The sequence below is a fragment of the Microlunatus soli genome (assembly GCF_900105385.1).
GTDB lineage: Bacteria > Actinomycetota > Actinomycetes > Propionibacteriales > Propionibacteriaceae > Microlunatus > Microlunatus soli.
On the sequence record NZ_LT629772.1, the window covers coordinates 3157989 to 3184108 of the forward strand.

The window sequence follows — 26120 nt, forward strand, 5'->3', positions numbered from 1 at the left end:
GCCGGGTGCGTCGGTATCGGGTTGGCCGGTGTCGGGTTGGCCGGTGTCGGCATGCTCAGCCGAGTTGGTCGGCGGCGTGCGCGATCTTGGCGATCGCCCGACCGACGGCGGCGATCTGTTCCGGACTGCCGAGCAGCGTCTCGTGCGGTAGCCACAGCGTGTCGGTACTGATCAGATCGGTGGCCGGGCAGTTCGCGGTGACCTCCGGTCGGCCCAGTCGTCGGGCCAGGTCGGCCGTGGCCCGCTGCAACGCCGGATTGCGGTGCAGCGGCAGGTAGCCGGTGGACACGCCGGGCAGCCCTTCGGCGCGCAGCGCCGCGGCGGCGGCTTCCCGCAACCCGCGGGCGCCGAGCTCGGGCAACCGGAAGATGAAGAGGTGGTGGCCGTGGCTGCTGACCCGGTCGTCGATCGCGTCGACGAGCACGCCGTCGACGTCGGCGAGGTCGGCGCGCAGCTGGGCGGCGCGCTCGTCCCGTACGGCCTGCTGGTCCTCGAAGCGATCGAGCTGGGCCCGCAACACCGCGGCCTGGAACTCGGTCAGCCGCAGGTTGTAGCCGATCGTCTCGTGCTGGTACCAGCCGCCGCCGCGGACCCGGCCGAGATTGACCTGGGAGTAGATCGCGGCCGCCCGGGCGTCGTCGTCGGTGGTGACGATGCCGCCCTCGCCGGCGGTCATGTTCTTGGAGGACTGGAAGCTGAAGACGCCGAAGGCACCGAAGCCGCCGACCGGACGGTCCCGCCAGCTCGCCCCGATCGCCTGCGCGGCGTCTTCGATGATCAACAGATCGTGCCGGCGGCCGAGCTCGACGAAGGCGTCCAGGTCGGCGACGTTGCCGGCCAGATGGACCGGGATGATCGCCCGGGTGCGGTCGGTGATCGCGGCCTCGACGGGGGCCGGGTCGAGCAGGTGGTTGGTCGGGTCGATGTCGGCGAATATCGGGGTGGCTCCCACCATCAGCGCCGCCGAAGCCGTGGCGATGAAGGTGTACGGCGGCACGATCACCTCGTCGCCGACGCCGATGTCGGCCGCCCGCAGGCAGGCGGCGATGCCGGCGGTGCAGTTGTTCAACGCTGTCGCGTGCCGGGTCCGGTGGAAGGCGGCGAACTCGGTCTCGAAGGTGGCCACCAGCTGACCGCTGGTGCTGCCCCAGGCTCCGGAGCGCAGCACGTCGATCAGTCCGGTCTCCTCCTCGGGGCCGAACTGCGGCCAGGACGGGAACGGTCCCAGCCCGTCCAACTCGGGTCGTCCTCCGTTGACGGCAAGGCTTGCGACGCCGATCGACATCCTGACTCCATTTCGGCTGGCCGGATTACCAATTAGGAGTCAGACAATAATCCAGATACGGCCGCAGCGAAACCCACCACCCCAGAGCAGCGGGTCAGGAGGAGGGGGTGGAGAGGCGTTCGTCGAGGAGTTGGTAGCGAACCGGCGGTCGGCCGACCTTCTGCAGCTTGGCCGGCGGCATCGGCCAGGCCAGGCCGGCGTCGACCAGGGCTCGCAGCGTACGGCGCGCGGTGCGCAAGGTGACGCCCTGCAGTTGGGCGATCCGGTCGGCGTCGACGATCCGGCTGTCGTCGTCCTCGGCCGCCAACAACCCGACGATGTCGGCCAGCAACTCGCTCTGTCGGTCGGCGACCGGTTCGACCCGGGGTGTCGCGCCGCCGGTAGCGGCAGGCAGGGCGATCGGTGAGCCCGCCGGTCCGACCAGATAGGCAAGATCGTCGTCGGAATCGGCGGCCAGCCCGACCGCGCGCTGGGCGTTCTCGTCGGCCTCCAGCGTGCTGCGGCCGTAGCCGATGCCGATCTCGGGGGTGATCCCGAGCCCGGATTGGGTCGCGGCCAGGAACGGTGCCCGGGTCAGGTCGTCGGTCCCGGCCCGCAGCGAACCCATCGTGGTGATCACCAGATAGCTGTGCGCGTCCCGCTCCAACACCGCGGCGTTCATCCGTCGCGCGTCGGCCAGCAGTGAGCGGTGCAGCGTGAGCTTCAGTTCCTGGTACCAGTAGTTGCTCGGGCTGGTCTGCATCGGCAATGCCGAGGCCGGCAGCCGGACGATCACCACCGCGATCCGGGAGTCCTCCAGGCGGGCGCCGCTGCCCAGCAGCCGGGCGGTCCGCAGCGCGTTGCGCAGCGTGATCGGGGCGTGCGTCATCCGTTGGTGGGGCACCCCGGCGGCGGTCAGCGCGTCGGCGACCGAGGGCACGGTGGTGATCGCGCCGGTGCTGCGGCCGGTGGCGTACAGCTCGGTGTGGAAGTCCAGGAACGCACCCGACCTGACCGACTCCTGGTACGGCATCACGTGCACCTCGGAGCGATCGATCCCGAGGTCGGCGTAGGTTTCGGCGACATCGCGTTCGCTGGCCGAGTCGATGCTCACCCGGCCGACGTCGAAGGTGCCGGCCAGCGACCCCTTCAGCAATGCGGTCGGCAGCGCGCTGCCGCCGGTCGGCAGATAGGTGGCCGGCACCGGCAACGACCCCTCGGCGACGGCGACGTCGTAGGGCAGCGGGCCTGCGAACAGCAGTACGTCCACCTCGCCGACGATCCGACGGGCCCGTTCGCCGGCATCGGTCTCCCGTTCGTAGACGGCGGTGACCAGGCGATGCGGGATGCTGGTGTCCTCCCGGGCGATCTCGGCGATCCGGGTGACCACCTGGGCGGCGCCGACGACGCCGATGGTGACGTCCTCCGACCCCGGCTGCTGTTCGTGTTCCACAGTGCTCCCGTCCGACCCCCGTTGCTGGTTGCTTTCGGTCAGACCCTAATCGGCGACCGCGGAGAAACAGTTTCGGTGAGATGGTTTCTGTATTAGCGTACGTCCTTAATAGGTGATCGAAGCCGTACTCGACCGCGCGTCAGGAGCACGATGACGAACCCCGCCGGCTCGGCGACCGACCTGCACCCGATCCGTACCAAGCCGCTGCCCGGTGTCGGCGACGCGGCCGGACGGCGGCTGGGGGCGGAGGAGATCGCTGCCCTCACCCGGGTGATCAGCAGCGGGCAGCTGAACAGCACCGTCGGCAACGAGACCAGGACCTTCGAAGCCGCCTTCGCCGATTACTACGACATCCCGTACGCCGTCACCGCCACGTCCGGGACGGCAGCGATCCATCTGGCCGTCGCCGCCGTCGACCCGGAACCCGGTGACGAGATCATCACCACCGGGTTGTCCGATGCCGGCACCGTGCTGCCGATCCTGGCTCAGAACGCGATCCCGGTCTTCGCCGATGTCGATCCGCGGACCGGCAATCTCGATCCGGACGCGGTGCAGGCCAAGATCACCGACCGGACCCGGGCGATCATCGCGGTCCATCTGTTCGGCATCCCGGCGCCGGTCGCCGAGCTGCGGGCGATCGCCGACCGGCACGGCATCGTGCTGATCGAGGACTGTGCGCAGGCCTACCTGACCAGAACGGCCGAGGGCGCACTGGCCGGCACCGTCGGACAGCTCGGCTGCTTCAGCCTGCAACAGTCCAAGCACATCACGGCCGGTGACGGCGGCATCGTGATCAGTGCCGACGAAGCGTTGGCCCGCCGGGCCCGGCTCTTCGCCGACAAGGGCTGGCCGCGAGACACCGGCGAACGGACCCACCTCTTCCTCGGCCTGAACTACCGGATGACCGAACTGCAGGCCGCGGTCGCCGGCGCCCAGCTCGGCAAGCTGGCCGGGGTGGTGGCGGACCGGCGACGGCAGGCGATTCGACTGACCGAGACCGTCGACGCACTGCCCGGACTCTCGGCCGCGCCGGTCGACGGCAACAGCTACTGGCAGTTCCCGATCTACCTCGACCCGGAGCAGGCCGGCGGCGATGCCGCCGAATACGCCGCGGTGCTCCGGCAGCTGGGCATCGGTACCAACCCGGGCTACCTGGACCGGCCGCTGTATCGGACGCCCGCGCTCGCCGACGCCATCACCTACGGCAGCTCCGGCTACCCGCTGACCGCTGTTGATCATCGGCCGGACTACAGCGTCGGCAGCTGCCCGCAGACCGAGGAGTTGATCAATCACCGACTGCTGGTGGTGATGTGGAACGAGAACTACACCGACGCCGATGTCGATGATCTTGCTCTGGCCCTGCGAACCGCTTCGGATCTGCTCGCCCGATGACAACGCCGCCCAGGTCGTGAGCCTGTGGCAGGACCGCTGGCGAGACCGTAGAAACGACCCGCGGCGCAATCGCAACCTCCTCCAACTGGGCCGTCAGACCGCCGCCCGCAGCAAGCGCGAAGAACGCACCAGCACTGGCCACGAACCTGCACGATTTCGCGAGGCTCGACGTCAGTCGTGCTGCGAAATCAGCGCCACGCGTTCACGACGAGCCAGCCGGAGACCGTCCGCCCAGGCTCCAGGGATGATGCGAACGCCGGACACGAAAGCCCTGATCAACCCGCCCGTAACCCGTTCCACCTCCGGACAGGAGCCGCCGCTCTGGGCTGCGGCATAGCGGCGTAGCGGCACGCCCGTATCGCCCGCTGCCCGGCTCACCTGCCCGGTCAACGGGCATCATGCGCAACACGGATTCGAGCTCACCCTTGTCTCGTGGATCATGACCACCTTGTCTCCTGGATCATGACCATTCGAGGTAGCGTCGACCAACCCACACAGCTGCATATCGACCCTTTCGAAAGGCTCAGCGTCCGTCAGCTGCGGACCAACCTCCAGGTGCTGGTCCCGGCCGGCAGGTCGGCGGCCAGCTCGACGAAGTCGTGACCGTGCCGGACGACCGGGGTGAGGGTGGCGCCGGAGTCCTCGACGGTGACCTCGGTTCCGGTCGGAAGCTGCAGCAACACTCCGGCCTGCTCGATCGGCTGCCGCGCGGTGACCGTCAGCTGCCAGCCATCGGCGATCTCGACCAGTTCAAGATCAACTCCGCGGCGGCCCCGTTCCCAGTTGTTGATCTTGCCTGCTGTCCACCACGGCATCTCACGCTGACGGGCCAGCTCGGCCAGCTCCAGGCACGCGGCCCTGGTGGCGGGCTTGCCGTGCAGGTGCGGACCGTGGAACAGGAAGTGGGCGATGCCGTGCACCGCGGCAGCGCCGTCCAGGATCGGGTCGCGGACCGACAGATGCCCGGCCCAGGCGAGGTCCTGGGTGTGCAGCGGCAGGTTGAGCACATTCATCGGCCGATTCGCGACGTCGACATCGCCCATCGGGAAGGAGACGTGGGCGGTCCCGAAGGTGAAGCCGACGCTGCCTTGTTTGCTCGGTCCGCGGGACTCGTCGATCTCGATCCCGACCCGCTCGCACCAGTGGTAGAACTCGGTCCGGCCTTCCCAGCGGGTGTAGTGGTTCTTGTTGGCGATGATCTTCTCCGAGCCGGTGACCGCCTGCGCCCAGGCATACTGTGCGCGGAACTGCGGCCAGCCCCAGCTGGCCAGGTCGGCATCGCCCATCGCGTTGTAATGCAGGGCGTGCTCGTGACCGGCCTCGGTGATCTTGGTGTAGATCTCCGGGCCGTAGCCGCCGGGGAAGCATTGACACCAGGTGACGGTGACGCCGGCCTCGGCGAAGGCGTCCAACGCTCCCTGGCCCTCGTCGGGATTGTTGAGGTCGGAGTCGTGCGACATGTGGGCGATCGCCGCGACGCCGGCAGGCCAGTAGTTCAACCACGCCGATGCCGTACGTCGCCGGTCGCGCTCGGTCCAGATCAGCTGGGCCAGGGTGATCCACCACTGGTCGGCCTGCGGCTGGTCGAAGATCGGCACCGCTGCCGGTGGCGGATAGCTGTGCGTGTAGTCCGACGGCAGCGGCGGGTAGCCGGGCGGCAGGGCCCGGTCGGCTTCGAAGTCCAGCACCAGCCCGTCCTCGCATTTGAGGATGTCGTCGTCGATCGGCGCGGTGCCGTCGGCCGCCGGTTTGCCGTCGGCGGCGACGAACCTACCCTGCTGGATCGACACCACGGTCTGCCAGAGGTCGACGCCGAAGATGATCACTGCGCCGGCGCCGGTGGCTCGACGGGTGATCACCGCCGCACCGTCGACCAGTCGGGCGATCGTCTCGATCTCCGGCTGGCCGTCAGGAACCGTCAGCGTCTGTCCGGTGACAGCGTGCAGCGGACGCGGCGGAGCGGCCGACATCCGTTGCTGGGAACCGATCTCGACCTGGCTGTCGGCGAACGGCTCACCGGCCCGGACGCCGGCCAGTTCGGCCAGCTCCGGGTGCGGGTCGCTGATCAGGCAACCGCCGGCAGCGACCCAGCCGGAGGCGGCCGCGACCGCGGCCGCGTCCAGCCGGGCCGGGCCGGCGAGCACGGCGACGTCGCAGTCCTGGAGATCGGCCGCGGTCACCGTGGTGAAGCGACGATGATCAAGACGCAGATGATCAAGGAATTCCTGGGCTGCCAGCCACCAGGCGTCACGGCCTTCTTGGTGCGCGGCCCCGGTGGCAGCCTCGTCGATGAACAGGCCGACCCGTGCGGGCAGTCCGCCGGCTGCTGGGGGAGCAGTTGACATCGGACTCGTGGAACCACTGGTCACCGGGACTCCTTCTGGTCGGGTGTGCCGATGACGATACCCAAGTCAAGTAAATTCGGCCAGAGCTAAATTCACATTATGGCTTGACGATAAATCCAATCACTCATTAGCCTGCCGCTGGGCACCAGCCGCAGCGCGAGTCGACTTCTCCGGCGGCGCCCTCACCGAAAAGAACCCGTGCATCGGAAGCACTGATCAGTGGTTCCCAGGGCCGCACGACGAGGGGGAACCCGATGAGATGCCCTGTGTCAAGCCGGCTGGTTTTGGGCTTGGAGGATGCGTTGGAGGGCGTGGTGTTGGGCGGGGTCGTAGGAGACGCCGTTTTGCCAGCAGTGCCAGATCACGTGCAGCCAGGCTCGGGCGAGGATGCGGACGGCGTGGGCGTGGTCGTGTCCTCGGGTGCGGGCTCGTTGGTAGAGGTCGGCGGCCCAGGGGTTGGCGTGTCGGCTGTCGCCGGCGAAGTCGGTGACAGCGTCGCGGAGTTGTTTGTCGCAGGACCAGCGGAAGGTGACGGCGCGGAGTTTGCCCGATTGCCGGGTGGAGGGTGCGGCACCGGCCAGACAGGCCAGCGATTCGGGGGTGGGGAATCTGGCGCGGCAGTCGCCGATCTCGGCCAGCAGCCGGGCTGCGCGGACTCGTCCTGCTCGGGGCAGGCTGGTGAAGATGTGTTGGTCGGCGTGGGTGTGGAGTTGCCGGTCGATCTGGGCGGTGAGTGCCGCGATCTGTTCGACCAGGGTGGTCAAGATTGCGAGCAGGGCGTGGGTGATGTGGGCCTGGGTTTCGGCGTCGGATCCGGTGATGCCGCGGGCCGCGGCGGCCAGCCGGCCATGCAGTTTGGTCGGCGGGACTTTGCCGGAGTAGCCCTGTTTGGTCAGCCAGTCGCCGAGGCGTTTGGGGGTCAGCCAGTCGGCTTGGTCTTGGGTGGGGAATCGGGTCAGGAACGCGATGCTGATCTTGGAATCGAGATCTTTGAACAGGCCGACCGCGCCGGGGAACACGTTGCCGAGATGGGATCGGAGCTGGTTGGCCACCGCGACTCGGTGAGCGACCAGGTCCTTGCGGGTGCGGCAGGCCCGACGCAGCGCAACCGTCGCGGCGGTGTCGGGGATGAGTGGCCGCAGCCGGGGCCGGTCGGTGCGCAGGGTGTCGGCCAGCACGAACGCGTCGAATCGGTCGTCCTTGTTGCCGGCCGAGCCGTAGCGGCCGCGGAGGTTCTTGACCTGGTTCGGACTGATCACGACTACGGTCAGGTCGGCTTGGAGCAGGGCGTCGACAATCGGACCGTCCGGGCGCTCGATCGCGACCTCGCCGACTCCGTGATCGATGAGGAACTTGATCAACTTCCGCAGCCCGTCCGCGGTGTGTTCGACCAGGGTCTGATCGACTCGATGGCCGCGGCCGTCGACGACACAGACGGCGTGATCGGCAACCGCCCAGTCGATCCCAGCGGTGAGGTCGTTGATGGGTTGGTCGGGCAGAGTATTACTGGCAGACTTCATGTCAGCCTCCTCGCTGCTAGTCCCAGTGGGGAGGCACCCTTGTGTGCCGATGGTGCCGGAACGTGCCTGCCAGTTCGCTCACTGATCGGCGCTCACAGGCGCTCAGCCCTGTCGACGGTCCGCACGCCCCGGGCAACCACCAGACCTCGCAGATCTCATCGTGGACATCCGAAACGTCGAGCGAGCAGGGCGATGACCTGGTGGCACCTCGGGTGCATTGACACTCCATCCAAGAGCGCCAACACGAGGAAGGTAGACCAGTGAGTGAGCAGGTCCAGCTTTTCAGGCCGGCCGGCTGGGTGTTGGCCGCCTTCGCCGCGGTGTTGGTGATCAGCTCGGCCGGCGCGACGCCCAGAGCGTACGGCGCCGACGACATCGTGCTCGGCGACTTCGAGTCGGCGACCGAGACCCACGCAATCCTGCGGTCACCGTCGATCGACCGAGCCGAGCTGGCCGGCGACTTCGCCACCGAGGGCAGCACAGCGGTGCACTTCCGGATCGGGACCAGGACCCTGGGTGAATCCTCCTTCGGCATCATGCAACTACCCAGCGGCAGCGCCCTGCAGCAGGCCGACTACGCCAGCCGCAGCTATCTGCGGGCCGCCGTGGTGAACGCCACCCCGGAACCGAACACGCTCTACCTGGTGATCCGCGACACCAGTGGTCACTATCTGCAGAAGTCGTTGCCGGCCGAGCCCTGGAGCGTCCGCTACTTCACCGTCCCGACCAGCCAGCTCGCGGCGTCGGGCACCGATCCGGCGCAGATCGCCCATCTGCAGTTCAGCAGCGAACGGTCGGCAGCGGCCGAGGACCTGTGGATCGACGACATCCGGCTGACCGACACCGATACACCGGAGAGCGAACTGCAGGACGCGGTGGCGCCGCGACTGATCGCCGCGATGGGACTTGCCGAGCGTCTGGAGGACGCCCGGGAGCGGTTGGCCACCACCCGGTCCACCATCACCGGTCATGCCGGGCCCGATCGATGGCTGCTCGGCCAGGGCAGCAGGTTCGACGATCAACTCGACGCCATCGCAACCCGGATCGACGGGATCGCAGACGATGTCACGCAGGCCCGTGCCGTGCTCACCGATCTGACAGCGCTCGATCGGAGAGTGCAGCGGTTCGCCGGCCAGGTCGATGCCCGTCGGGCCGATCGCGGATCCTTCGCCGGGATCGGCTGGTCGGCCTCCACCGACTCCGTCTATCCCCGCGATCTTCGGTGCTTGTGCAGCACTGAACCGCACCCGGTCGAGCTCGGCCGCGGCGAGTCGGAAAGCACCCAGCTGGTCACCATGCCGTACGGGGGTGGGCTGACTGACGCTTCGGTGTCGGTGGTCTCGGCGCCGTCCGGGCTCACGGTGACCAGCGCGCCGGTCGCATCGCTGGACCTGTCGGACCCCAAGATCCGGCAGATCCCGGCGACACCGACCGCGGAGCGCCCCTCGACCTACCGCGGCTGGACACCGGACCCGATCCTGACCGACCGGACCACCGTCGACGTCGCCGGTGATGATCTTGAAGCATTCTGGATCGAGGTGCGTGCCACCGACCGGGCCACCATCGGACGGCAACGGGTCGAGCTGGAGCTCAGCGCCGCCGGACGTCCGGCGCACCGGATCGATCTTCCGGTGACGGTCTGGGACTTCACCGTGCCCGACACCCGGCTGAAGACCGCGATCGGACACGACCCGGCCGCGTACGCCGAGCCGTGGGGTGTCACCGATCCCGACCAGGTTGCCAGGTTGGTCGACCAGGAGTACGCCTTCCTGGCCGGCTATCGGATCCAGCCGGACAACATCTACCGCAAGGTGTACCAATCGCGGCCGCCGACGGTGCAGGAGATTCGCCGCTGGGAGAAGCTCCCCGGTGGGCTCAAGCAGTTCAACGTCTGGTACTTCGATCCGCGGACCTTCACCATCGACCAGCCCGACACCTGGGACGCCGACGCGGACGCCCTGTTCGACAAGATCGCACCGTCGATCGAGGCCTACCGGAAGGCGGGGCTGATCGACAAGGCGTACCTGTACTGCTGTGACGAGACCCGCGCCGAGTACGTGCCGATGATCAAGCACGTGCTCGGTCGGTTCAAGGAACGCTTCGGCGATGTCAAGGTCCTGACGACAGCGATCGACGACCGGATGGGCCTGGACTCCGGCTTGGCCGATCTGATCGACGAATGGGTCCGCGACGTCCCGTGGTATGACCCGGCGGTGATCGCTGAGCGCCGATCACGAGGGTTGGAGTCCTGGTGGTATCTGCATGCAGGCGTCTACAACCCCGCGCCCAACGTTGATCTCAACTATCGACCCGGCGACCTTCGTACGCTGCTCGGACCGATGATCAACAAGGCCGATGTCGACGGTTTCCTCTACTACCGGGTGGATCGGTGGTACGGCAACGGCAAGCTGGACGACGGCCCGCTCAGTTCCTGGGGACCATTGACCTGGAACGATCGTGCCGGCGACGGATCCCTCTTCTATCCCGGCATCACGGGACCGATCCCGTCGGTCCGGCTGGAGAACATGAAGGACGGCCTGGAGGACTACGCGCTGATCGACCTGCTCAAGCAACGCGCCGACCGACCCGGTGCCGACCCGCAACTGGTCGCCCGCGCACGGGAGTTGATCAAGGCCGAGCAGATCGTGCAGAACGCGTTCCGCTACGACCGGACCAGTGATCACTACCGGGCCTGGCGGCACGACATCGCCTCGGTGATCACTCGGCTCGGGACATGACGGCTGATCCGGTCCAATCCGGATCGTCGGTCTCGATCACCCGACCGTCCTCGGCGAAGGTGACGTATCGGTCGAAGGAGTGAGCAAACCAGCGGTCGTGGGTGACGGCCAACACGGTACCGTCGAACTCGTCGAGCGCGGACTCCAGCGCCTCCGCCGACGCCACATCGAGGTTGTCGGTCGGCTCGTCGAGCAGCAGCAGGGTGGCACCGGAGAGTTCGAGCAGCAGGATCTGCAGCCGTGCCTGCTGACCGCCGGAGAGGGTGTCGAACGGCTGTTCGCGGGCGGCAACGAGCTCATAGCGGTTCAGCGCCCGGGCTGCCTGGTCCGGGCCGAGCGACCAGTCCGTCCAGAGGATCTCCAGCAAGGTCCGACCGGCCAGCTCCGGATGCTCGTGGGATTGGGAGAAGTGTCCGGGGACGACGCGTGCCCCAAGCTTCCAACCGCCTGTGTGGGCAACGGCGTCGAGCTCCGGCCAGCCGCCGAGCAGACGCATGAAGTGACTCTTGCCGGTGCCGTTGGCGCCGAGCACGGCCACCCGTTCGCCATAGCAGACCTCAAGGTCGAACGGCGAGGTCAGTCCGGTCAGGGCGAGGTCGGTGCAGGTCAGGGCTCGCACCCCGGTCCGGCCGCCCTGCAGTCGCATCCGGAGTCGTTGTTGGCGCGGAGGGTCCGGTGGTCGGGTGAGCTCATGGCGCTGCAGCCGGGTCACCGCGGCCTGGGTCTTCGGCGACTTGGCCTGCCGCAGCGTACGGACCAACTCCTCGAGCCGGTCGCGTTGCTCCTGCCAACGCCGCCCGAGTTCGGCAGAACGTTCGTGTCGATCCAACCGGGCCTGGTGATAACTGGCGAAGCCGGCGCCGTGCACCCACGCCGAGTTGCCGTCCGCCGAGCCTTCGAGGGTGACGATCTGGTGCGCAGTGTTGGCGAGCAGTTCGCGATCATGCGAGACATACAGAACGGTTTTCGAGGTCTCGTTCAGTCGATCCTCCAGCCACTGCTTGCTGGGCACGTCGAGGTAGTTGTCGGGCTCGTCCAAGATCAACACCTGTTCGGGGCTGCGGAGGAGAAGCCGGAGCACCAGCCGCTTCTGCTCGCCACCGGACAGCGTCATCACGTCCCGGTACTTCGCCAGGTCGTAGGACACCCCGAAGGCCTCGGTGCAACAGATGTCCCAGAGCACCTCTGCGTCGTAGCCACCGGCGTCGGCCCACTCGGCCAGCGCTTCGGCATAGCCCAGGTGGGTCCGTTCGTCGTCGCTGTCCATCACCGCCAACTCGGCGCGGTCGACCGCGGACGCAGCTGCGCGGACACGCGCCGAGGCGACAGACAACAAGAGGTCGCGGACGGTCTCGACTCCGCGGCCGGTGCCGATGAACTGCCGCATGATCCCGATGCCGCCGCTGCCGGTCACGGTGCCGGTGTGCGCTGCGATGTCGCCGGCGATGATCCGCAACAGCGTGGTCTTGCCGCAGCCGTTGGCGCCGACCAGGGCGACATGGGCACCGTCACCGACGCGGAAACCGACCTCGTCCAGCAACGGTCGGCCGTCCGGCAGCTGATAGCCGACGTCGGCAACCTCGATGTGGCCCATGGCGCGAGTATCCCCAGCCGGTCGGGGACTCGTCGAACGGTTTTGCCGGATCCTCGCTGCCCGATCCCGCTATCGGATCGCCGTGCCACGGTCGATCACCGCGGTCAGTCCGGACCAGTCGGGCCGGTAGCCGGGGTGCAGTTCAGCGCGCCAGTCGCCGTACAGCCGGCAGGCCTGCTCGACGATCGTCGGTCGCTGCCGCGGATCGGTGGGCAGCGCGGCGATCCGGGCGACGTCATCGGCGCGATGATCAAGATCGCTGCCGAATCGATGCCGGTCGGTTCCCTCGGCCCGGTCACGGAGCAGCATCGCGATCACCAGGCATTCGCGCAGGATGCCCATCGTCAGGTGCAGCCCGATCAGCCGGTCACCGCGACCGATGCGGGCAGCGGCCAAGGCGGCTTCGAAGCGGACCGGATTGTCCGGACCGGGCTGCGGCATCGCGATCGCATCGCCACGCACGGACAGGTCGAGACGGCGGCCATCGGGTAGCACCGTCCGCAGCGTCTGGTGGTCCGAGGTGCGGCTGTCCTGCCAGGCCCAGGCGGCGCCGAGTCCGAGGTGATCGAACGCGACCGGTTCGGTCAGCTCGACGGCGGCATCCAGATCACTCCAGGAGTCGAGAAGATCATCGTCGACTGCAGAGCCGTACGGTTCGACGGTGCCGGCCGCGGCCAGCGCCGCGCGCAGCTGCTGCAGCATCGCAGCCTGCCAGGAAATGCTCACGGCAGCAGACTACGGCGCATCGGGGTGCGTTACCCCTCCTCAACGGTGCGGCCCGCCGTCACTGCTCACAGCACCTTCGCGGATAGGCCGCGGAGGCGATCGGCGACCGGGCCGGAGGCGATCAGCTCGACCGGGACGTCGAGGGCCAGCACGACGGCGGCGTACTGGACGACGAGATCGACGGAGTCGGCGCTCAACCGGACCTCGCAGTGATCATCATCGGTCGCGGTCACCGCGCCCGGGAGAGTGCCCCAGATCCTGGACCGGACCCTGTCGGCCGAGGCCCCGACCCGAAGCTGGGCGGTGTGGGCGTACTCGGCCTGCGAGAACCGCTCGCGGATGAAGTTGGCAACGTCCAGTTGCCGAGCCGCGAAGTGATCGTGGGCGGCACGAGCGAGACTGATCCGGTCCAGTCGGAAGGTGCGCCAGTCGCGCCGATCCTGATCATGGGCGACCAGATACCAGTAGCCCCGCAGCATGATCAACTGGTGCGGCTCGGTACGTCGCCGCTGAGCGCCGGCCCGAGAGCGGCCGGCGTAGTCGAAGGCCAGCACCTGGTGATCACGACAGCAACGCCCGATCATGATCAGCAACTCCGGATCGACTTCCGGACGGGGCGCAATCGCCGGTGCTGCGACGCTGTCCCGCAGCGCGCTGACCCGGTCGCGGAGGCCGGCGGGCAGCAGTTGATCAAGCTTCAGCTGCACGCGTTCGACCCCGTCGGAGAGCGCCGGCAGCTGTGCTCCGAGGCCGCCGAGCGCCACCGAGATCGCGACGGCTTCCTCGTTGTCCAGCACCAGCGGGGGAAGGTTTCGGCCGGCGGTCAACCGATAGCCGCCCGCGCGGCCGGTGACACTCTCGATCGGATAGTCCAGGCCGCGCAGCCGCTCGATGTCACGGCGCAGCGTCCTGCCGGTGATCTCCAGCCGGGAGCACAGGTCCGTCGCCGACCAGCGCGGCCTGGTCTGCAGCAGCGTGAGCAGCGTCAGCAGCCGGGTCGGCATCGCGCTGCGTGGCGTCCTGGCGATGCCGGCGCGTCCGCCGGCCGATGCGGGCATCCGGATCACCGCCTGTCGATCGCTTCACGCTCGGGCCAAAACGAGGACTCATTACGTCCACAAAGGATTCTAGGTTCAACGACATGAACCACACCAACAAGACCGAAACCCAGCACCGCGCCGATCGGGAGCTGGCCGCCGGATTTCAACTGCGTTCGCCGCACCGGCCACGACAGGTCGTCCGGCCGAGGTCGGCCGACGAGACCGCCGCCGCCGTCACGGTCGCCCGGCAGCACGGACGGCGGGTGGTCGTCCAGGCGACCGGGCACGGCCGCAGCGAGGGAGCCGACGACGTCGTGCTGATCTCGACCGATCGGCTGACCGACGTCACGATCGATGCACGGCAACGGAGCGCCCGGGTCGGGGCCGGTGCGATCTGGGCCGACGTGCTGGCCGCGACCGCTCGGCACGGACTGGCCCCACTGTCCGGCAGCTTCCCCGGCGTCGGCGTGGTCGGCTACACGCTGGGCGGCGGCCTGGGGCTGCTCTCCCGCCGCTACGGGTACGCCGCCGATCACGTCTGCGCGATCGAACTGATCACCCCGGACGGGCACCAGCACCGCGTGACCGGCGACCCCGACGAACCCGACGTTGACCGAGAACTCTTCTGGGGCCTGCGCGGTGCCGGAACCAACTTCGGTGTGGTCACCGCGATCGAGTTCGACCTGTTCACCGAGCCCACCGTCGTGGGTGGCGCGGTCGCCTTCGACCTCGGCGCCGAGCCGCAGATCCTGCAGGCCTGGAAACAGTGGGCGGAACAGCAGCCCGAGGACGTCCTGCTGGCCGCCACCCTGATCCCGATGCCGGATGCGCCCGGACTGCCGCCGCACGTGCGCGGTCGCCACGTCGCCCAACTCCAGGTCTGCTGGCCGGGTCCGTCCGACGCCGGCGTCGACGCAGCGCTCGCCGAGCTCCGCGCGCTCGGGACACCGCTCACCGACACGATCCGCGAACTGCCGTACGCCGAGTCCGGTTCGATCTTCGCCGAACCGGACGCACCGCACGCCTACCGCGGGTCCGGATGGCTGCTGGACGAACCGCCGACCCGAGTCTTCGGCAGCCTGCCCGAACGCTGCGGTCCGGACGCCGACGCGATGTGCATCGTCGGCCTCCGGCGACTCGGCGGTGGGATGGCAGCGCAGCCGGACCAGCCGAACGCGATCGGCCATCGCGATGCCGGCTGGTCGTTGAACGTGCTGTCGCCGCAGGATCCCGATCAGGTCGGGGACGACGGAAGGGTCGGCGCCTCGCATCGGTCGATCCTGGAGCCGTGGCAGCAGAACATCATCGGCAGGAACCTGAACTTCACCTTCCAGCCGCTGACCCCGGATCAGGTTGCCGAAGCCTACGATCCCGCGGACATGCCACGGCTGCGCCGGCTCCGGGAGACCATCGATCCCGACGGAATCCTGGTGCCGAACCAGCCGTTGTGATCAGCCTCGTTCGCAGTCGGGCGGTGTCACGTCGAAGGATCGAGACGTGGCCCTGCCGGCAGCGACCAGCCGGCACCGCCCCACGCGAACGACGGCGGAAGCGTCGGGCACGCCCAGTGCTCGTCCGGTCGGAAGGTCAGCCACTGCTCGGCGAACGGTCCGCTGCGGTCGGAGATCTCCTGCAGCACGCGCGCGGTCTCGGTCCGCAATTCGCCGTCGATGCCGGGATCGAGAGTCCCGTCGCGCAGGACCTCCAGGTAGTCGCTGCGGTCCTTCCACTCCCAGGTGCGATCAGGGTTCACCCAGATGTCGAGGACCAGGTCCATGGTGTGCACGCCGGTTGCGGTCGGCCGTGCCGGATACTCGAAATTGACGTACCAGCCGAGGAAGGCTCCGGTCGTGTGGTCCCAGCCGAGGTTGATCCGGGACCACCGATCCGCCCGGTAGAAGAAAAGCTTGTCCGGACCCTCCCGGGTCTCGACGACACGGGCCTGTCGACTTCGCAACGCCAGCAGCTTGCGTTCGTCGCGGCTCAGCTCTGCCGTTCCCGGCAGCCCACGAGAGCTGGCGCGGGTCGCCACCGCTCCGGTGGGGACGTAGCTGATCAACTCGTCGCTGGAACTGCTGACAACACGTTGTGGGACCGCGGCCCACAATTGATCATGCCACCGGTCCTCGGCGATCACCGTGCTGCCGACAGCGACAACGGGCAGTTCCATCGCGTCACGATCCCACAACTCGACCGGCTCCTCGGACCGCAGCGAACGGTGTATCGCACAGCGGACCACCCGTACCTCGGGCAGGATGGGGGCGATGCCTCGAACCGTGCGCTTCCTCCCCTGCCTGCTGTTCGCCCTGCTCCTCGGTTGCCAGCCGGCAGCGCTACCGGTCGCCACGACTCCACCGACAGCGGTCACGACATCGGACGCTGATCCGGCGGAAGCCGCGGTGACCGGACCGCCGCCGAACGGCACCTTCGACTACCAGATCAGTGGACCGTACGCTCCCCGGTCAGAGGTCCGGATCGTCGGCCGGGACCGTTCCGAGCAGCCGGTCGCCGGCCGCTACACCATCTGCTACGTCAACGCATTCCAGACCCAGCCGGAACAGGCGTCGTTCTGGAAGCGCGAGCACCCCGACCTGCTGCTGCACCGAGCAGGCAAACCGGTCACCGATCCGGACTGGCCGGGGGAGTTCATCCTGGACACCACGACGAGCGACAAACGCCGCCGGATCACCACCATCGTCGGGCGATGGATCGACGACTGTGCAACCAGGGGGTTCCGGGCGGTCGAGCCGGACAACCTGGACAGCTACACCCGATTCGACGATCTGCTGACCGCCGACGACAACGAAGCCCTCGCCACCCTGCTCGTCAGGCGTGCCCACCGGCAGGGCCTGGCGATCGCGCAGAAGAACACCGGTGATCTCGGCTCCCGCGGTCGGGAGCAGATCGGTTTCGACTTCGCCATCGCCGAGGAATGCCAGTACTACAAGGAATGCGGCGATTTCACCGACACCTACGGCGCCAACGTGATCGAGATCGAGTACACCGATCTCCCGAAGGCAACGGCGGTCTTCGAGGCCGCCTGTCGGCAACGCGGCGACACGATCTCGATCATCCTCCGGGACCGCGACGTGGTTCCCGCCACCGATCCGGACTATCGCTACCGTTCCTGCTGACTGCGGCGTTGCGGCCCCCGCGTGCAGCACGCTCGACGGGCCGTGTTGTGATCGTCAGCACCCGCTACAGCATCACGTGATCACCGAAGGAGCCGCTGTGCCCGCCGAACCGACCGAACGTACCGACACCGTTCTCGATCTTGATCGGGTCACGTTCCGGCGAGCGGACAAGGAGATCCTGCACGGCATCTCGTTCACCGCTCGGGCCGGTGAGCACTGGGCACTGCTCGGCCCGAACGGCGCGGGCAAGAGCACCATCCTCGGCTTCTGTGGTGCGGTCACCCACCCGACGACCGGGACCGTCGACGTCCTCGGCCACCGGCTCGGACGGGTCGAGCTGCAGGCGCTGCGCCGGCAGATCGGCCACGTCAACCCGCGGCACCCGCTGCGCAGCCCGCTGACGATCCGCGACGTCGTGCTCACCGGCTTCACCGGCAGCATCGAACGGCCGTTGCGTTGGGAGCCGTCGATCGAACAGCTGGAGACCGTCGACAAGCTGCTGTTCACGCTCGGGCTGGGCACCATGGCCGATGAGGTGTGGCCGACCCTGTCCCAGGGTGAGCGAGGTCGGACCCTGATCGCTCGGTCCTTGATCAACAGTCCGCGGCTGTTGCTGCTGGACGAGCCGTCGACCGGCCTGGACGTTGCCGCCCGCGAGCAGCTGCTGGAAACCATCGACACGCTCGATGTGCTGACACCGACGATGGCCTGGGTGCTGGTCACCCATCATCTGGAAGAGCTACCGATGACCACGACTCACGCGATCCTGGTGTCGGCCGGTGCGGTGGTCGCCTCCGGTCCGGTGGACGAGGTGATCACCACCGCCCATGTCAGTGCGGCCTTCGACCATGACATCACCGTCACGCGTGACGACGGCCGGTGGTCGGCGCGCGCCCGACGGACCGCATTCGCCGATACGCTGGTGGCGGAGGAGGACCGATGATCCAGGTGCCGACCTTGGCCGTCACCGGCTCGACCGGAGCCCTGGGCGGCAGAGTCGCCCGCAATCTGGCTGCGAGCGGCATCGGTCAACGGCTGCTGGCCCGGACCCCGGGCCGAGCACCCGAGCTGCCCGGTGCGATCGCCGTACCGTTCTCCTATGCCGATCGGGCGGCTGCGACCGCTGCCCTGGTAGGAGTGCAGACCCTCTTCATGGTGTCCGCCGCGGAAGCTGCGGACCGGCTTGATCAACATCGCGCGTTCGTCGATGCCGCCGTTGAAGCGGGCGTCCGGCAGCTGGTGTACACCTCGTTCCTCGGTGCCGCACCGGACTGCACGTTCACTCTCGGCCGTGATCACTTCGCCACTGAGCAGCACATCCGTGACACCGGGATCGACTTCACGTTCCTGCGGGACAACTTCTATCTCGACTTCATACCCGACCTGGTCGGTGCGGACGGGGTGATCCGCGGGCCGGCGGGCGACGGTCGGGTCTCGGCCGTGTCCCGCGACGACATCGGTCGGGTCGCCGCCGCGGTCCTGGCCGAACCCGACGCCCACCGCGGCGCGACCTACGATCTGACCGGCCCGGAGGCGATCACGCTCGGCGAGGCCGCCGAGTTGATCACTCGACACAGCGGCCGCACGGTCAGCTTCCACCACGAGACGATCGACGAGGCGTACGCGTCACGTCGCCGGTGGCCGGCACCGGAATGGCAGTACGACGCCTGGGTCTCCACCTACACGGCGATCGCCGCCGGTGAACTGGCCGAGGTCACCGATGATGTCGAACGGCTGACCGGTCGGGCACCGATCGGATTGGCGGAGCTGCTCGACTCAATCGGCTGACGTAACTGACGCTCGCGCCTTGGCGAACGGCAGCCGGTCGAAGATGATCTTGATCTCGGTGATGCGCTCATCGGCGACGGTGTGCAGCTCCGCGCCGGGTGCTGCGGCGACCGCCGGCGTCACGGTGTCGTACATGATCATGGTGGTTCGATCGTCTCCGTAGGCGGCCAGGAGGTCAGCGCTGGTCAGCATGCCGGCGAACGGCCCCATGAAGCCGGCGAAGGCCTCCGCGCCGGTCAGCACACCGGACGGTGTGTGGCAGACGATGTCGGGAGCGATGAAGGCCAGCGCGGCGTCGAAGTCACCGCCGGTCCAGGAGCGGAAGTAGGCCAGCGATACATCCAGTGCGGTGGTTGTCGACGGGGTCATCGAATGTTCCTTCCCTGGTGATTCAGCAGGAAACTCAGCGGTTGTACAGAGGTAGACACCACGTCGGCAACGATCGGAACGGTCCTCGGCGATGTCTTCGGTCTGCCACGATGGGATGGTGTCCCGGTTGCTGCAACGCGCTCGAGGTGGTGAGGCGTCGGCGTTCGCCGAGCTGACCGAGCCGTACCGTCGGGAGCTGCACGTGCACTGCTACCGGATGCTCGGATCGGTGGACGATGCCGACGATGCGCTGCAGGAGACCATGATCGCTGCCTGGCACGGGATCGCCGGATACGCCGAGCGCGCGTCGGTGCGGACCTGGCTTTACACGATCGCCACCCGACGATGCCTGAACGCGATCCGTGACCAGGGCCGGCGGCCACCGCCGGCCCCACAGCCACCCTTCGACCCGCCCGAGCCGAGCGCGATGGACAGCGTCCGCTGGCTGCAGCCCTATCCGGGCGGCGCTGCCGAGCCGGCGGCATCGGTCGAGTCCGCTGAAACGATCACGGTCGCCCTCGTCGCCGCACTGCAGCACCTACCACCCCGGCAGACCGCTGCCCTGCTGTTGGCCGATGTCCTCGGATTCAGCCCGGCCGAGATCGCTGCGATGCTCGAGGAGACCTCGACGACGGTCAAGGGGCTGTTGCAACGGGCGAGGGCGAGGATGCCGCTGACCGCGGAGCGGAACGCTCGGGCCGGCGCCGATGATCAGCTACTTGCCGAACGGTTCGCCACCGCCTTCGCCCGGGACGACATCGGCACGCTGGTCGAGTTGCTCACCGAGCAGAGCTGGCTGTCGATGCCGCCGGCACCGCATCGCTACCGCGGTCGTGACGCGGTGGTCGGGTTCCTGCGTGCCAGTGCCCGGCACCGTGCCGGTCGACACTTCCGGCTGCTGCCGGTGATCGCCAACGGTCACCCGGCCTTTGCCAGCTATCTGTCCGGGGAGACCTTCGCCGAACTGCCGGCGACGCCATCGACGCTGCAGCGCGCAACCGGTGTCATCGTTCCCGACCTCGCGTGCGGCCGCGTCGCCGGCATCACGCATTTCCTGGACCCACGGATGCACGAACAGTTCGGCCTCCCGGCCGGGCTGCCGATCACAGGACACTAGCTGGCTAGGCGTGTCGTCAAGCCCTTCCGCGAACGGATGTCGTCCGCGCGTCCACTCGACGTCGGGTGGTGGTCGTCGGCCGCAGCGGGGCCAGCTCGTTGCCGCGGTCGTCGACCAGTAGCGAGTGCTGCTCGCCGGCAGCGAAGGCGTTCCGCTCGCCCCACTGGCGCAGTGCCACCACAACGGTGAACAGATCCTCGCCGGCGTCGGTCAGCTGATAGACCGGTCGCTTGCCCGTCTCCGGGATCGTCCGGGACACGATGCCGCGCTCCTCGAGTCGCCGAAGCCGGTCGGTGAGGATGTTGCGGGCAATCCCGGTCGCCTGCTGGTACTCGCCGAAGGTCCGGGCCCCGTCCATCGCGTCGCGCACGATCAACAGGCTCCAGCGGTCGCCGACCAGATCGAGGGTCCGTGCGACCGGGCAGGTCGGATCGGTCCATCCGGAGTCGGCCGTCGGCTGCTCGGTCATCCGTCGCTCCCATCGGTTGCAAATCAAAACCATTATGCCGTACGGTCAAATAGTTGCATTTTGCTACTGAATGGATTCTGATGACTCTCTCGCTGGGTAGCCGCCTGCTGCTGGCAGCGATCTGTGCGATCTCCGTCGCGACCGTGTATGCGGCGCAGCCGATGCTCGCTCCGATCGGCGCCGACTTGGACCTGCCCGGCGGCGCCTTGGGGTGGGTCGTCACGGTGGGTCAGATCGGCTACCTGCTGGGCCTGCTGTTCCTGGTTCCGCTGGGCGACCTCGTCGATCGGCGCAAGCTCATCGGCGCCCATCTGACACTGACCGCAGGGAGTGTGATCATTGCCGCATGCGCGACTCGCCCAGCGATGCTGCTGATCGGTGTCGGTTGCGCGGGCCTGTTCGCGGTCGTGGTGCAGACGACAGTTGCCTACACGGCCGCGGTGTCGGATCGGCAGGAACGCGGCCGCAATCTGGGCTTCGTCACGTCAGGCGTCGTGATCGGCATCCTCGGCGCCCGGCTGATCGCCGGCCTGCTGGCGACCTGGTGGGGATGGCGGAGCGTCTACTTCGCGCTCGCCGCGGCGTTGCTGACAGCGGTAGTGGTGGCGATGATCGTGCTGCCGGCTGATCAGCGGGGCCGGCGGATGCCGTACGGCGCGGTGATCGGGTCCGCTCGCCGACTGATCGGGGAGCGACGGTTGCTCTCCCGCGGCCTGATCGCACTGTTCCTGTTTGCATCGTTCGGAACGCTCTGGAGCGGTCTTGCGCTACCGCTCGGCGCCGCCCCGTGGGGGCTCAGCGCCGCCCAGATCGGGCTGTTCGGCATCGCCGGTCTGGCCGGTGCTCTCGGCGCCGGGCGGGCCGGGCGATGGGCCGACCGCGGCTGGGGTGACCGCGTCACCGGCGTCGCGCTGCTGTTGCTGTTGCTCTCCTGGGCTGGGATCGCGCAGGCGACCTGGTCGCTGTGGCTCCTGGTCGCGGGAATCGTGGTCCTCGACTTCGCCGTCCAGGTAGTGCACGTGAGCAACCAACACCTGATCACCACCGTGCATCCCGAGCGAACCAGCAGCGCCATCGGCAGTTACATGCTCTTCTATTCCGCCGGTTCGGCGATCGGCGCAGCAGCGACAACGGCGCTGTACGCCGTCGTCGGGTGGGACGGTTCCAGTGCGCTCGGCGCCGTGTTCGCCACGCTGGCGATCGCGGTCTGGATGGTCGATCGTCGGACGACGCGGCAGCGCGACGGCCAGGCCGATCCTGCCCGCACCTCCGCGTGACCCGATGGAACATGGGCGTTGTCGGTGCTGGCCGATCGGTGCATGCGGCGCAGATCTCAGATCCGCGGCGGCCCTTGTTCGACCCGACGCAGCACCGGCTGCAGCCGGTCGAAGCCCTCCTCGGCCTGGACCATCCGCTCGTCCCACCAGGTGGCACCGGCGTCGGCGATCGGGCCGATGATCTCGGCGGCGGAGTCCGGTCCGGTGCTGCCGCCGATGACGACATCGAACGGCGCCGCCGGATCCGAACGGTGGTCGGAGACGTAGTTGATCATCGCCGCGACTTCGGTCGGCGCCGGCGGCACACCGTGCCGGGCACTGGTGAAGAGGGGGACGACGCCGTCCCATCGTGCTGCTCGCCGCATCGGCGCCTTGTTGGGCCAGTAGCCGCCGATCCAGACCGGCGGGTGCGGGTGCTGCACCGTCGCCGGCAGTAGCTCGACGTCGCGAACCGTGTAGTGCTCACCGTCATGATCAACTCGATCACCGGTCCAATACCTCGCGAGCAGCTCGAGTCCCTCGTCGAGCCGGCCGGCCAGCACCCGGGCGTCGGTGCTGTCTCCGAAGCTACCGAACTCGTCCTCGATCGGAGCGCCGAGGCCGGCGCCGAAGATCACCCGGCCCGTGCTGATCGCGTCCAGAGTTGCGACCTGACGGGCGAGTTGTTCCGGTCGGCGCCGAGCGACAGGGGTCAGCAGTGGACCGAGTTTGATCTTGCTGGTGGCCAGCGCGGCGGCGGTCAGCAGCATCCACGGATCGCCGAACGGTTGACCGCGGCGCAGGTCCTTGGTGTGCACGACGTGATCCCAGAGGAAGAGACCGTCCCAACCGGCCTCTTCGGCCGCTCGGGCCACCGCCGCCACGGCGCGTGCGTCAGCGAAGTCGCCGAAGTTGGGGATGTTGATCGAGAAGCGCATTCCTCATGGTAGGTCGTGCCCGGCTCGCGCCAACTGATCCGCGGTGCCGGCACCGATGCCCGGGTGCCGCCGGTGATCATGGTCAACGGCGTGCCATGAACCCTTCGCGGGGCGCCGCCCGCCTCAGGGCAGCCCTGACCGCCGGTACCGCGCACTCGCGGTGTGCCCGCGCACCGTGCGGCGTGTGCGGCAACCTGACGAGTGCGCGGCGACCGGGTGATGGGCGGCTGACGACAGGCGGCCAGCACCCTTGGTCAAGGTTGGGAAGGCCGAACCGCTATCGGCGGTAACACGGCATGATCGAGGTGACGGTGTCTCCCTCGGGCGCCGCGGGTTCGGAGGAAACGGCCGCCCTGCTGAACCCGTAGAAGGTGTGCCCGGCGTAATACCGGGCCTTGACGCCTGCGGTCTGGTTGTTCAGGTAGGACGCCCAGACGTACGGCGTCAGATAGTAGGTGTTGCAGTGGTACAGCATGTGCATGTTGCCCTGATAGTTCACCGCGGTGTAGATGCAGAAGTAGCCGGGAGGACAGCGGTGCAGCGTCCCACTCGCCGGAGTGACCGAGCCCAGCGAGCGAGCGTACTTCTGACCGGGCAGCGTGAGCACCGTTGCGCCGCCGTCGTACTGGACTTCGTTGACGGCGACCTGCCGTCCGCCGGTCTGCCGGGCCTCCCGGTCGACACGGGCTTGGAGCTGGTCGGCCTGGCCGGTCGTCAGCCCGAGCGATCGGGCTTGTGCCGCGTACGAGGTCGGGTCGGCGTGGTCGCGTGGCACGGCGCTGGCCGTGCTGCCCATCCCGACGAGAGCGAGCACTGCAGCTGCGAGGACAGTGATCGCGGAGAACCTGAATTTCATGATCTTCCTTCCGTGAAACATCGTTTCGGACGCGTACCTCCGGGGAGGCGTGGCGTTTCGGCAGGTTGACCGTAGGGTTCACTTCTCGGCCGGAATTGAACGAAATTTACCTACGCCGTCAGGCTCGCTGCTGCCGACGGTGTTGAACCCGCGAACGCGGCGAAATCACGGATCAGGTGGGCTTGGTCGGAATAGCCACAGTCCGCCGCTACCAGCGACCAGCTGTCCGGCGGGACGCCGTCGAGCCGGCGCAGCAACCCCTCAAAGCGGATCACCCGAGCCGCCCGCTTCGGGGTGAGTCCGATCTGCTCACGGAATCGCTCGATCAGGTGTTTGTGGCTCCAACCGATCTCACGACAGATCGCGCCGATCCCCGCCGCACCGCCGCTGCGGGAGAGTTCCCGCCACGCGAAGTCGATGTGCTCGGAAACGACCGGACCGGCATTCGCCAGACCGAGCAGGAAACGGTCCACCGCCTCGAATCGTGAGTCCCAGTTCGGCGCGTCCCGGACGGCGTCGCCGAGACGCCCGCTCTGCGCGCCGAGGAGGTCGGCCAGATCGATCAACCGGCCGCCGATCTCCCGCATCGGAAGTCCCAGGATCCGGTAGGCACCCAGCGGTGTCAGCTCCACCTGTAGGTAGCGCGGCGCGCAGCCGCCGTCGAAGTCTGCGTACCGGTCCGCCGCTCCGCAGACGAACTCGGACGGCCGTACCGCCGAGTCTTCGATCTTTATGACCAGCTGCACCGAGGTGTGCGCCGGCACCACGAAGCGATCGGTCCGGTCCGGTCGCATCGTCCAGCCCGCATACTGCCGCGCGACGATCGCATCCAAACCTGGATGCGGAGCGCCGAAGACCGTGCCGACGTCCGATCCGGCACAGCTGATCGAGGCCATGTCGTCAGTATGCCGTCAGCGGACGATCATCGTTCGTCGATGAGGTCGGACAGGTCCAGCCAGCCGGCCAGGTCGGCGATCTCGGCCTGCACCGCGCGGTCGATCGCTCGAGTGAAGCGGACGTCGGGGTGGATCGCATGGATCCGGAACGCTCCGGCCTTGCGATCGGCGGTCGCGTCGAGCTTGCCGACGAGTTGATCACCATGCACGATCGGCAACGCGTAGTAGCCCCACCGCCGCTTGCTCTTGGGCTTGTACATCTCCAGAGTGAATTCGAAGTCCCACAACTGCTGGGCGCGGACCCGGTCGTAGATCAACCGGTCGAACGGGGACAGCAGCGCGGTCCGGCCGCCGAACTCGGTGTCGCGGAGCGCCGTGAGCTGTTCGGGGTCAACCCGCCAGTCGCCATTGATGCCGTCGACGACCGCCGGTTCGCCGGAGTCGCCGACGGTGACCGGCTCGAACGGCAACGCCGTCCCGGTGGCCCGAGCGATCCCGAGGGATCGCAGACGCCGATCGTTGTTGATCTTGTACGCCACCGCACCCGGCGGCAGCGTCAGGTCGCTCGGATAGACCCGCTCGGCCAGGTCGAACAGTCGCTGCTTGCCTCGCCGGCCGGCGATCGCGATCTCCCCGGTGGCGGTCAACCACTGGAGCATCTGGGTGACGTTGCGGTTGTTCGTCCAGCCGGTCGAACCCCAGGCGACCGTACTGGTGTCCGGGATGTCCCGGGACACCAACGGGCCGGAGGACTTCAGCCGGCGAAGGATGTCGCGACGAAATGTCGTGTTGTCCTCGACCCATCGGCGATAGCGGCCCGACTGGGCCCACTCCGCGGACTCGGCAAGGTGGACGCCGATGTCGTCCATGGCTCGGATCCGAGCCTCGATCTCCACCAACCGCCGGTCCTGCAGGGCGCTGGTCAGATCTGCGGGGCGATAACCGGCTCCCAGCCGCGACCACGCGACAAGATCGGCATTGGGAGCGATCGCAGCGGTCGGATCCAGCTGCAGGAAGGTCAGCTGCTTGATCATCTCGATCAGGTCGGTCGGTCGATCGGCATCCAGCAGCTGTGCCCGGATCGCGATCCGTCGTGCCTGTTCCCGCGACAACCGGTGGACTGCCATCAGCGCTCCTTCGAATCGATCAAGCGAGCCGCGACATCGACGAGGCCCGGTCGTCCGGTCAGCACACGGCCGCTGTGGCTGAACCAGGCTATCGCCGG

22 protein-coding genes are annotated in these 26120 nt (G+C 68.1%); 8 read left to right on the plus strand and 14 right to left on the minus strand.

Annotated features, from left to right (window positions below; all coding sequences use genetic code 11):
* Nucleotides 1-55: 55 nt before the first annotated feature.
* Both BLU38_RS14530 and BLU38_RS14535 read right to left on the minus strand, forming a co-directional pair.
* Nucleotides 56-1285, minus strand: a complete 1230-nt coding sequence (locus BLU38_RS14530) for a DegT/DnrJ/EryC1/StrS family aminotransferase (protein WP_091525875.1) — start codon at nucleotides 1283-1285, stop codon at nucleotides 56-58.
* Between the two features lie 94 nt (nucleotides 1286-1379).
* Nucleotides 1380-2717 carry a hypothetical protein gene (locus BLU38_RS14535; RefSeq protein ID WP_091525877.1) on the minus strand — a complete coding sequence of 446 codons (1338 nt, stop codon included), beginning with the start codon at nucleotides 2715-2717 and terminating at the stop codon, nucleotides 1380-1382.
* Nucleotides 2718-2867: 150 nt separating this feature from the next.
* Here BLU38_RS14535 and BLU38_RS14540 point away from each other — a divergent pair, with 150 nt between their 5' ends.
* Nucleotides 2868-4109: a DegT/DnrJ/EryC1/StrS family aminotransferase gene (locus BLU38_RS14540; RefSeq protein WP_091525879.1), complete on the plus strand. Its 1242-nt coding sequence runs from the start codon at nucleotides 2868-2870 to the stop codon at nucleotides 4107-4109.
* A 533-nt stretch (nucleotides 4110-4642) separates the two neighbouring features.
* On the opposite strand, the gene BLU38_RS14545 is transcribed toward BLU38_RS14540, so the two are convergent.
* Together BLU38_RS14545 and BLU38_RS14550 are read right to left on the minus strand one after the other, a co-directional pair.
* Complete coding sequence (locus BLU38_RS14545) at nucleotides 4643-6478, minus strand: hypothetical protein (RefSeq protein WP_091525881.1); 1836 nt, start codon at nucleotides 6476-6478, stop codon at nucleotides 4643-4645.
* Between the two features lie 245 nt (nucleotides 6479-6723).
* Nucleotides 6724-7974 (minus strand): IS110 family RNA-guided transposase, encoded by a 1251-nt coding sequence (locus BLU38_RS14550; protein ID WP_091524954.1) that lies wholly within the window; start codon nucleotides 7972-7974, stop codon nucleotides 6724-6726.
* Between the two features lie 260 nt (nucleotides 7975-8234).
* Here BLU38_RS14550 and BLU38_RS14555 point away from each other — a divergent pair, with 260 nt between their 5' ends.
* Entirely contained in the window at nucleotides 8235-10712 is a 2478-nt protein-coding gene (locus BLU38_RS14555; RefSeq protein WP_091525883.1) for a DUF4091 domain-containing protein, read from the plus strand.
* On the opposite strand, the gene BLU38_RS14560 is transcribed toward BLU38_RS14555, so the two are convergent.
* From BLU38_RS14560 to BLU38_RS14570, 3 genes are all read right to left on the minus strand, one after another.
* The gene (locus tag BLU38_RS14560) at nucleotides 10693-12306 is read right to left on the minus strand and encodes an ATP-binding cassette domain-containing protein (RefSeq protein ID WP_091525885.1); all 1614 of its coding nucleotides are present in this window, start codon (nucleotides 12304-12306) and stop codon (nucleotides 10693-10695) included. The two genes, BLU38_RS14555 and BLU38_RS14560, sit on opposite strands and share 20 nt — an antisense overlap.
* Before the next feature lie 69 nt (nucleotides 12307-12375).
* The gene (locus tag BLU38_RS14565; protein ID WP_157683466.1) at nucleotides 12376-13032 is read right to left on the minus strand and encodes a hypothetical protein; all 657 of its coding nucleotides are present in this window, start codon (nucleotides 13030-13032) and stop codon (nucleotides 12376-12378) included.
* 65 nt (nucleotides 13033-13097) lie between these two features.
* Nucleotides 13098-14090 (minus strand): helix-turn-helix transcriptional regulator, encoded by a 993-nt coding sequence (locus BLU38_RS14570; RefSeq protein ID WP_197680122.1) that lies wholly within the window; start codon nucleotides 14088-14090, stop codon nucleotides 13098-13100.
* Nucleotides 14091-14173: 83 nt separating this feature from the next.
* Here BLU38_RS14570 and BLU38_RS14575 point away from each other — a divergent pair, with 83 nt between their 5' ends.
* Complete coding sequence (locus BLU38_RS14575; RefSeq protein ID WP_157683467.1) at nucleotides 14174-15523, plus strand: FAD-binding oxidoreductase; 1350 nt, start codon at nucleotides 14174-14176, stop codon at nucleotides 15521-15523.
* Nucleotides 15524-15549: 26 nt separating this feature from the next.
* On the opposite strand, the gene BLU38_RS14580 is transcribed toward BLU38_RS14575, so the two are convergent.
* Nucleotides 15550-16242 carry a DUF402 domain-containing protein gene (locus BLU38_RS14580; RefSeq protein ID WP_157683468.1) on the minus strand — a complete coding sequence of 231 codons (693 nt, stop codon included), beginning with the start codon at nucleotides 16240-16242 and terminating at the stop codon, nucleotides 15550-15552.
* Nucleotides 16243-16336: 94 nt separating this feature from the next.
* On the opposite strand from BLU38_RS14580, the gene BLU38_RS14585 reads away from it, so the two are divergent.
* From BLU38_RS14585 to BLU38_RS14595, 3 genes are all read left to right on the plus strand, one after another.
* Complete coding sequence (locus tag BLU38_RS14585; protein ID WP_157683469.1) at nucleotides 16337-17206, plus strand: endo alpha-1,4 polygalactosaminidase; 870 nt, start codon at nucleotides 16337-16339, stop codon at nucleotides 17204-17206.
* 97 nt (nucleotides 17207-17303) lie between these two features.
* Nucleotides 17304-18149 (plus strand): ABC transporter ATP-binding protein, encoded by an 846-nt coding sequence (locus BLU38_RS14590; RefSeq protein WP_172836149.1) that lies wholly within the window; start codon nucleotides 17304-17306, stop codon nucleotides 18147-18149.
* On the plus strand, nucleotides 18146-18994 hold the full coding sequence (locus BLU38_RS14595; RefSeq protein ID WP_091525898.1) for an SDR family oxidoreductase: 849 nt from the start codon (nucleotides 18146-18148) through the stop codon (nucleotides 18992-18994). Before BLU38_RS14590 ends, BLU38_RS14595 begins: the two co-directional genes overlap by 4 nt.
* Here BLU38_RS14595 and BLU38_RS14600 read toward each other — a convergent pair.
* Nucleotides 18983-19363 (minus strand): nuclear transport factor 2 family protein, encoded by a 381-nt coding sequence (locus BLU38_RS14600; RefSeq protein WP_091525900.1) that lies wholly within the window; start codon nucleotides 19361-19363, stop codon nucleotides 18983-18985. The two genes, BLU38_RS14595 and BLU38_RS14600, sit on opposite strands and share 12 nt — an antisense overlap.
* A 91-nt stretch (nucleotides 19364-19454) precedes the next feature.
* Between BLU38_RS14600 and BLU38_RS14605 the strand changes: the two genes are divergently transcribed.
* The gene (locus BLU38_RS14605; protein WP_231920351.1) at nucleotides 19455-20480 is read left to right on the plus strand and encodes an RNA polymerase subunit sigma-70; all 1026 of its coding nucleotides are present in this window, start codon (nucleotides 19455-19457) and stop codon (nucleotides 20478-20480) included.
* Nucleotides 20481-20496: 16 nt separating this feature from the next.
* Here BLU38_RS14605 and BLU38_RS14610 read toward each other — a convergent pair whose 3' ends face one another.
* Nucleotides 20497-20949, minus strand: a complete 453-nt coding sequence (locus tag BLU38_RS14610) for a winged helix-turn-helix transcriptional regulator (protein WP_091525904.1) — start codon at nucleotides 20947-20949, stop codon at nucleotides 20497-20499.
* Nucleotides 20950-21029: 80 nt separating this feature from the next.
* Here BLU38_RS14610 and BLU38_RS14615 point away from each other — a divergent pair, with 80 nt between their 5' ends.
* Entirely contained in the window at nucleotides 21030-22226 is a 1197-nt protein-coding gene (locus BLU38_RS14615) for an MFS transporter (RefSeq protein WP_091525906.1), read from the plus strand.
* A gap of 56 nt (nucleotides 22227-22282) precedes the next feature.
* Here the strand turns inward: BLU38_RS14615 and BLU38_RS14620 are convergent, their stop codons facing one another.
* The 4 genes from BLU38_RS14620 to BLU38_RS14635 form a co-directional block, all read right to left on the minus strand.
* The gene (locus tag BLU38_RS14620; protein WP_091525907.1) at nucleotides 22283-23143 is read right to left on the minus strand and encodes an LLM class flavin-dependent oxidoreductase; all 861 of its coding nucleotides are present in this window, start codon (nucleotides 23141-23143) and stop codon (nucleotides 22283-22285) included.
* Nucleotides 23144-23420: 277 nt separating this feature from the next.
* The gene (locus tag BLU38_RS14625; protein ID WP_157683470.1) at nucleotides 23421-23999 is read right to left on the minus strand and encodes a peptidase inhibitor family I36 protein; all 579 of its coding nucleotides are present in this window, start codon (nucleotides 23997-23999) and stop codon (nucleotides 23421-23423) included.
* Nucleotides 24000-24109: 110 nt separating this feature from the next.
* Complete coding sequence (locus tag BLU38_RS14630; RefSeq protein WP_091525910.1) at nucleotides 24110-24895, minus strand: AraC family transcriptional regulator; 786 nt, start codon at nucleotides 24893-24895, stop codon at nucleotides 24110-24112.
* 26 nt (nucleotides 24896-24921) lie between these two features.
* The gene (locus BLU38_RS14635) at nucleotides 24922-26022 is read right to left on the minus strand and encodes a DNA glycosylase AlkZ-like family protein (RefSeq protein ID WP_091525912.1); all 1101 of its coding nucleotides are present in this window, start codon (nucleotides 26020-26022) and stop codon (nucleotides 24922-24924) included.
* Nucleotides 26023-26120: the final 98 nt, after the last annotated feature.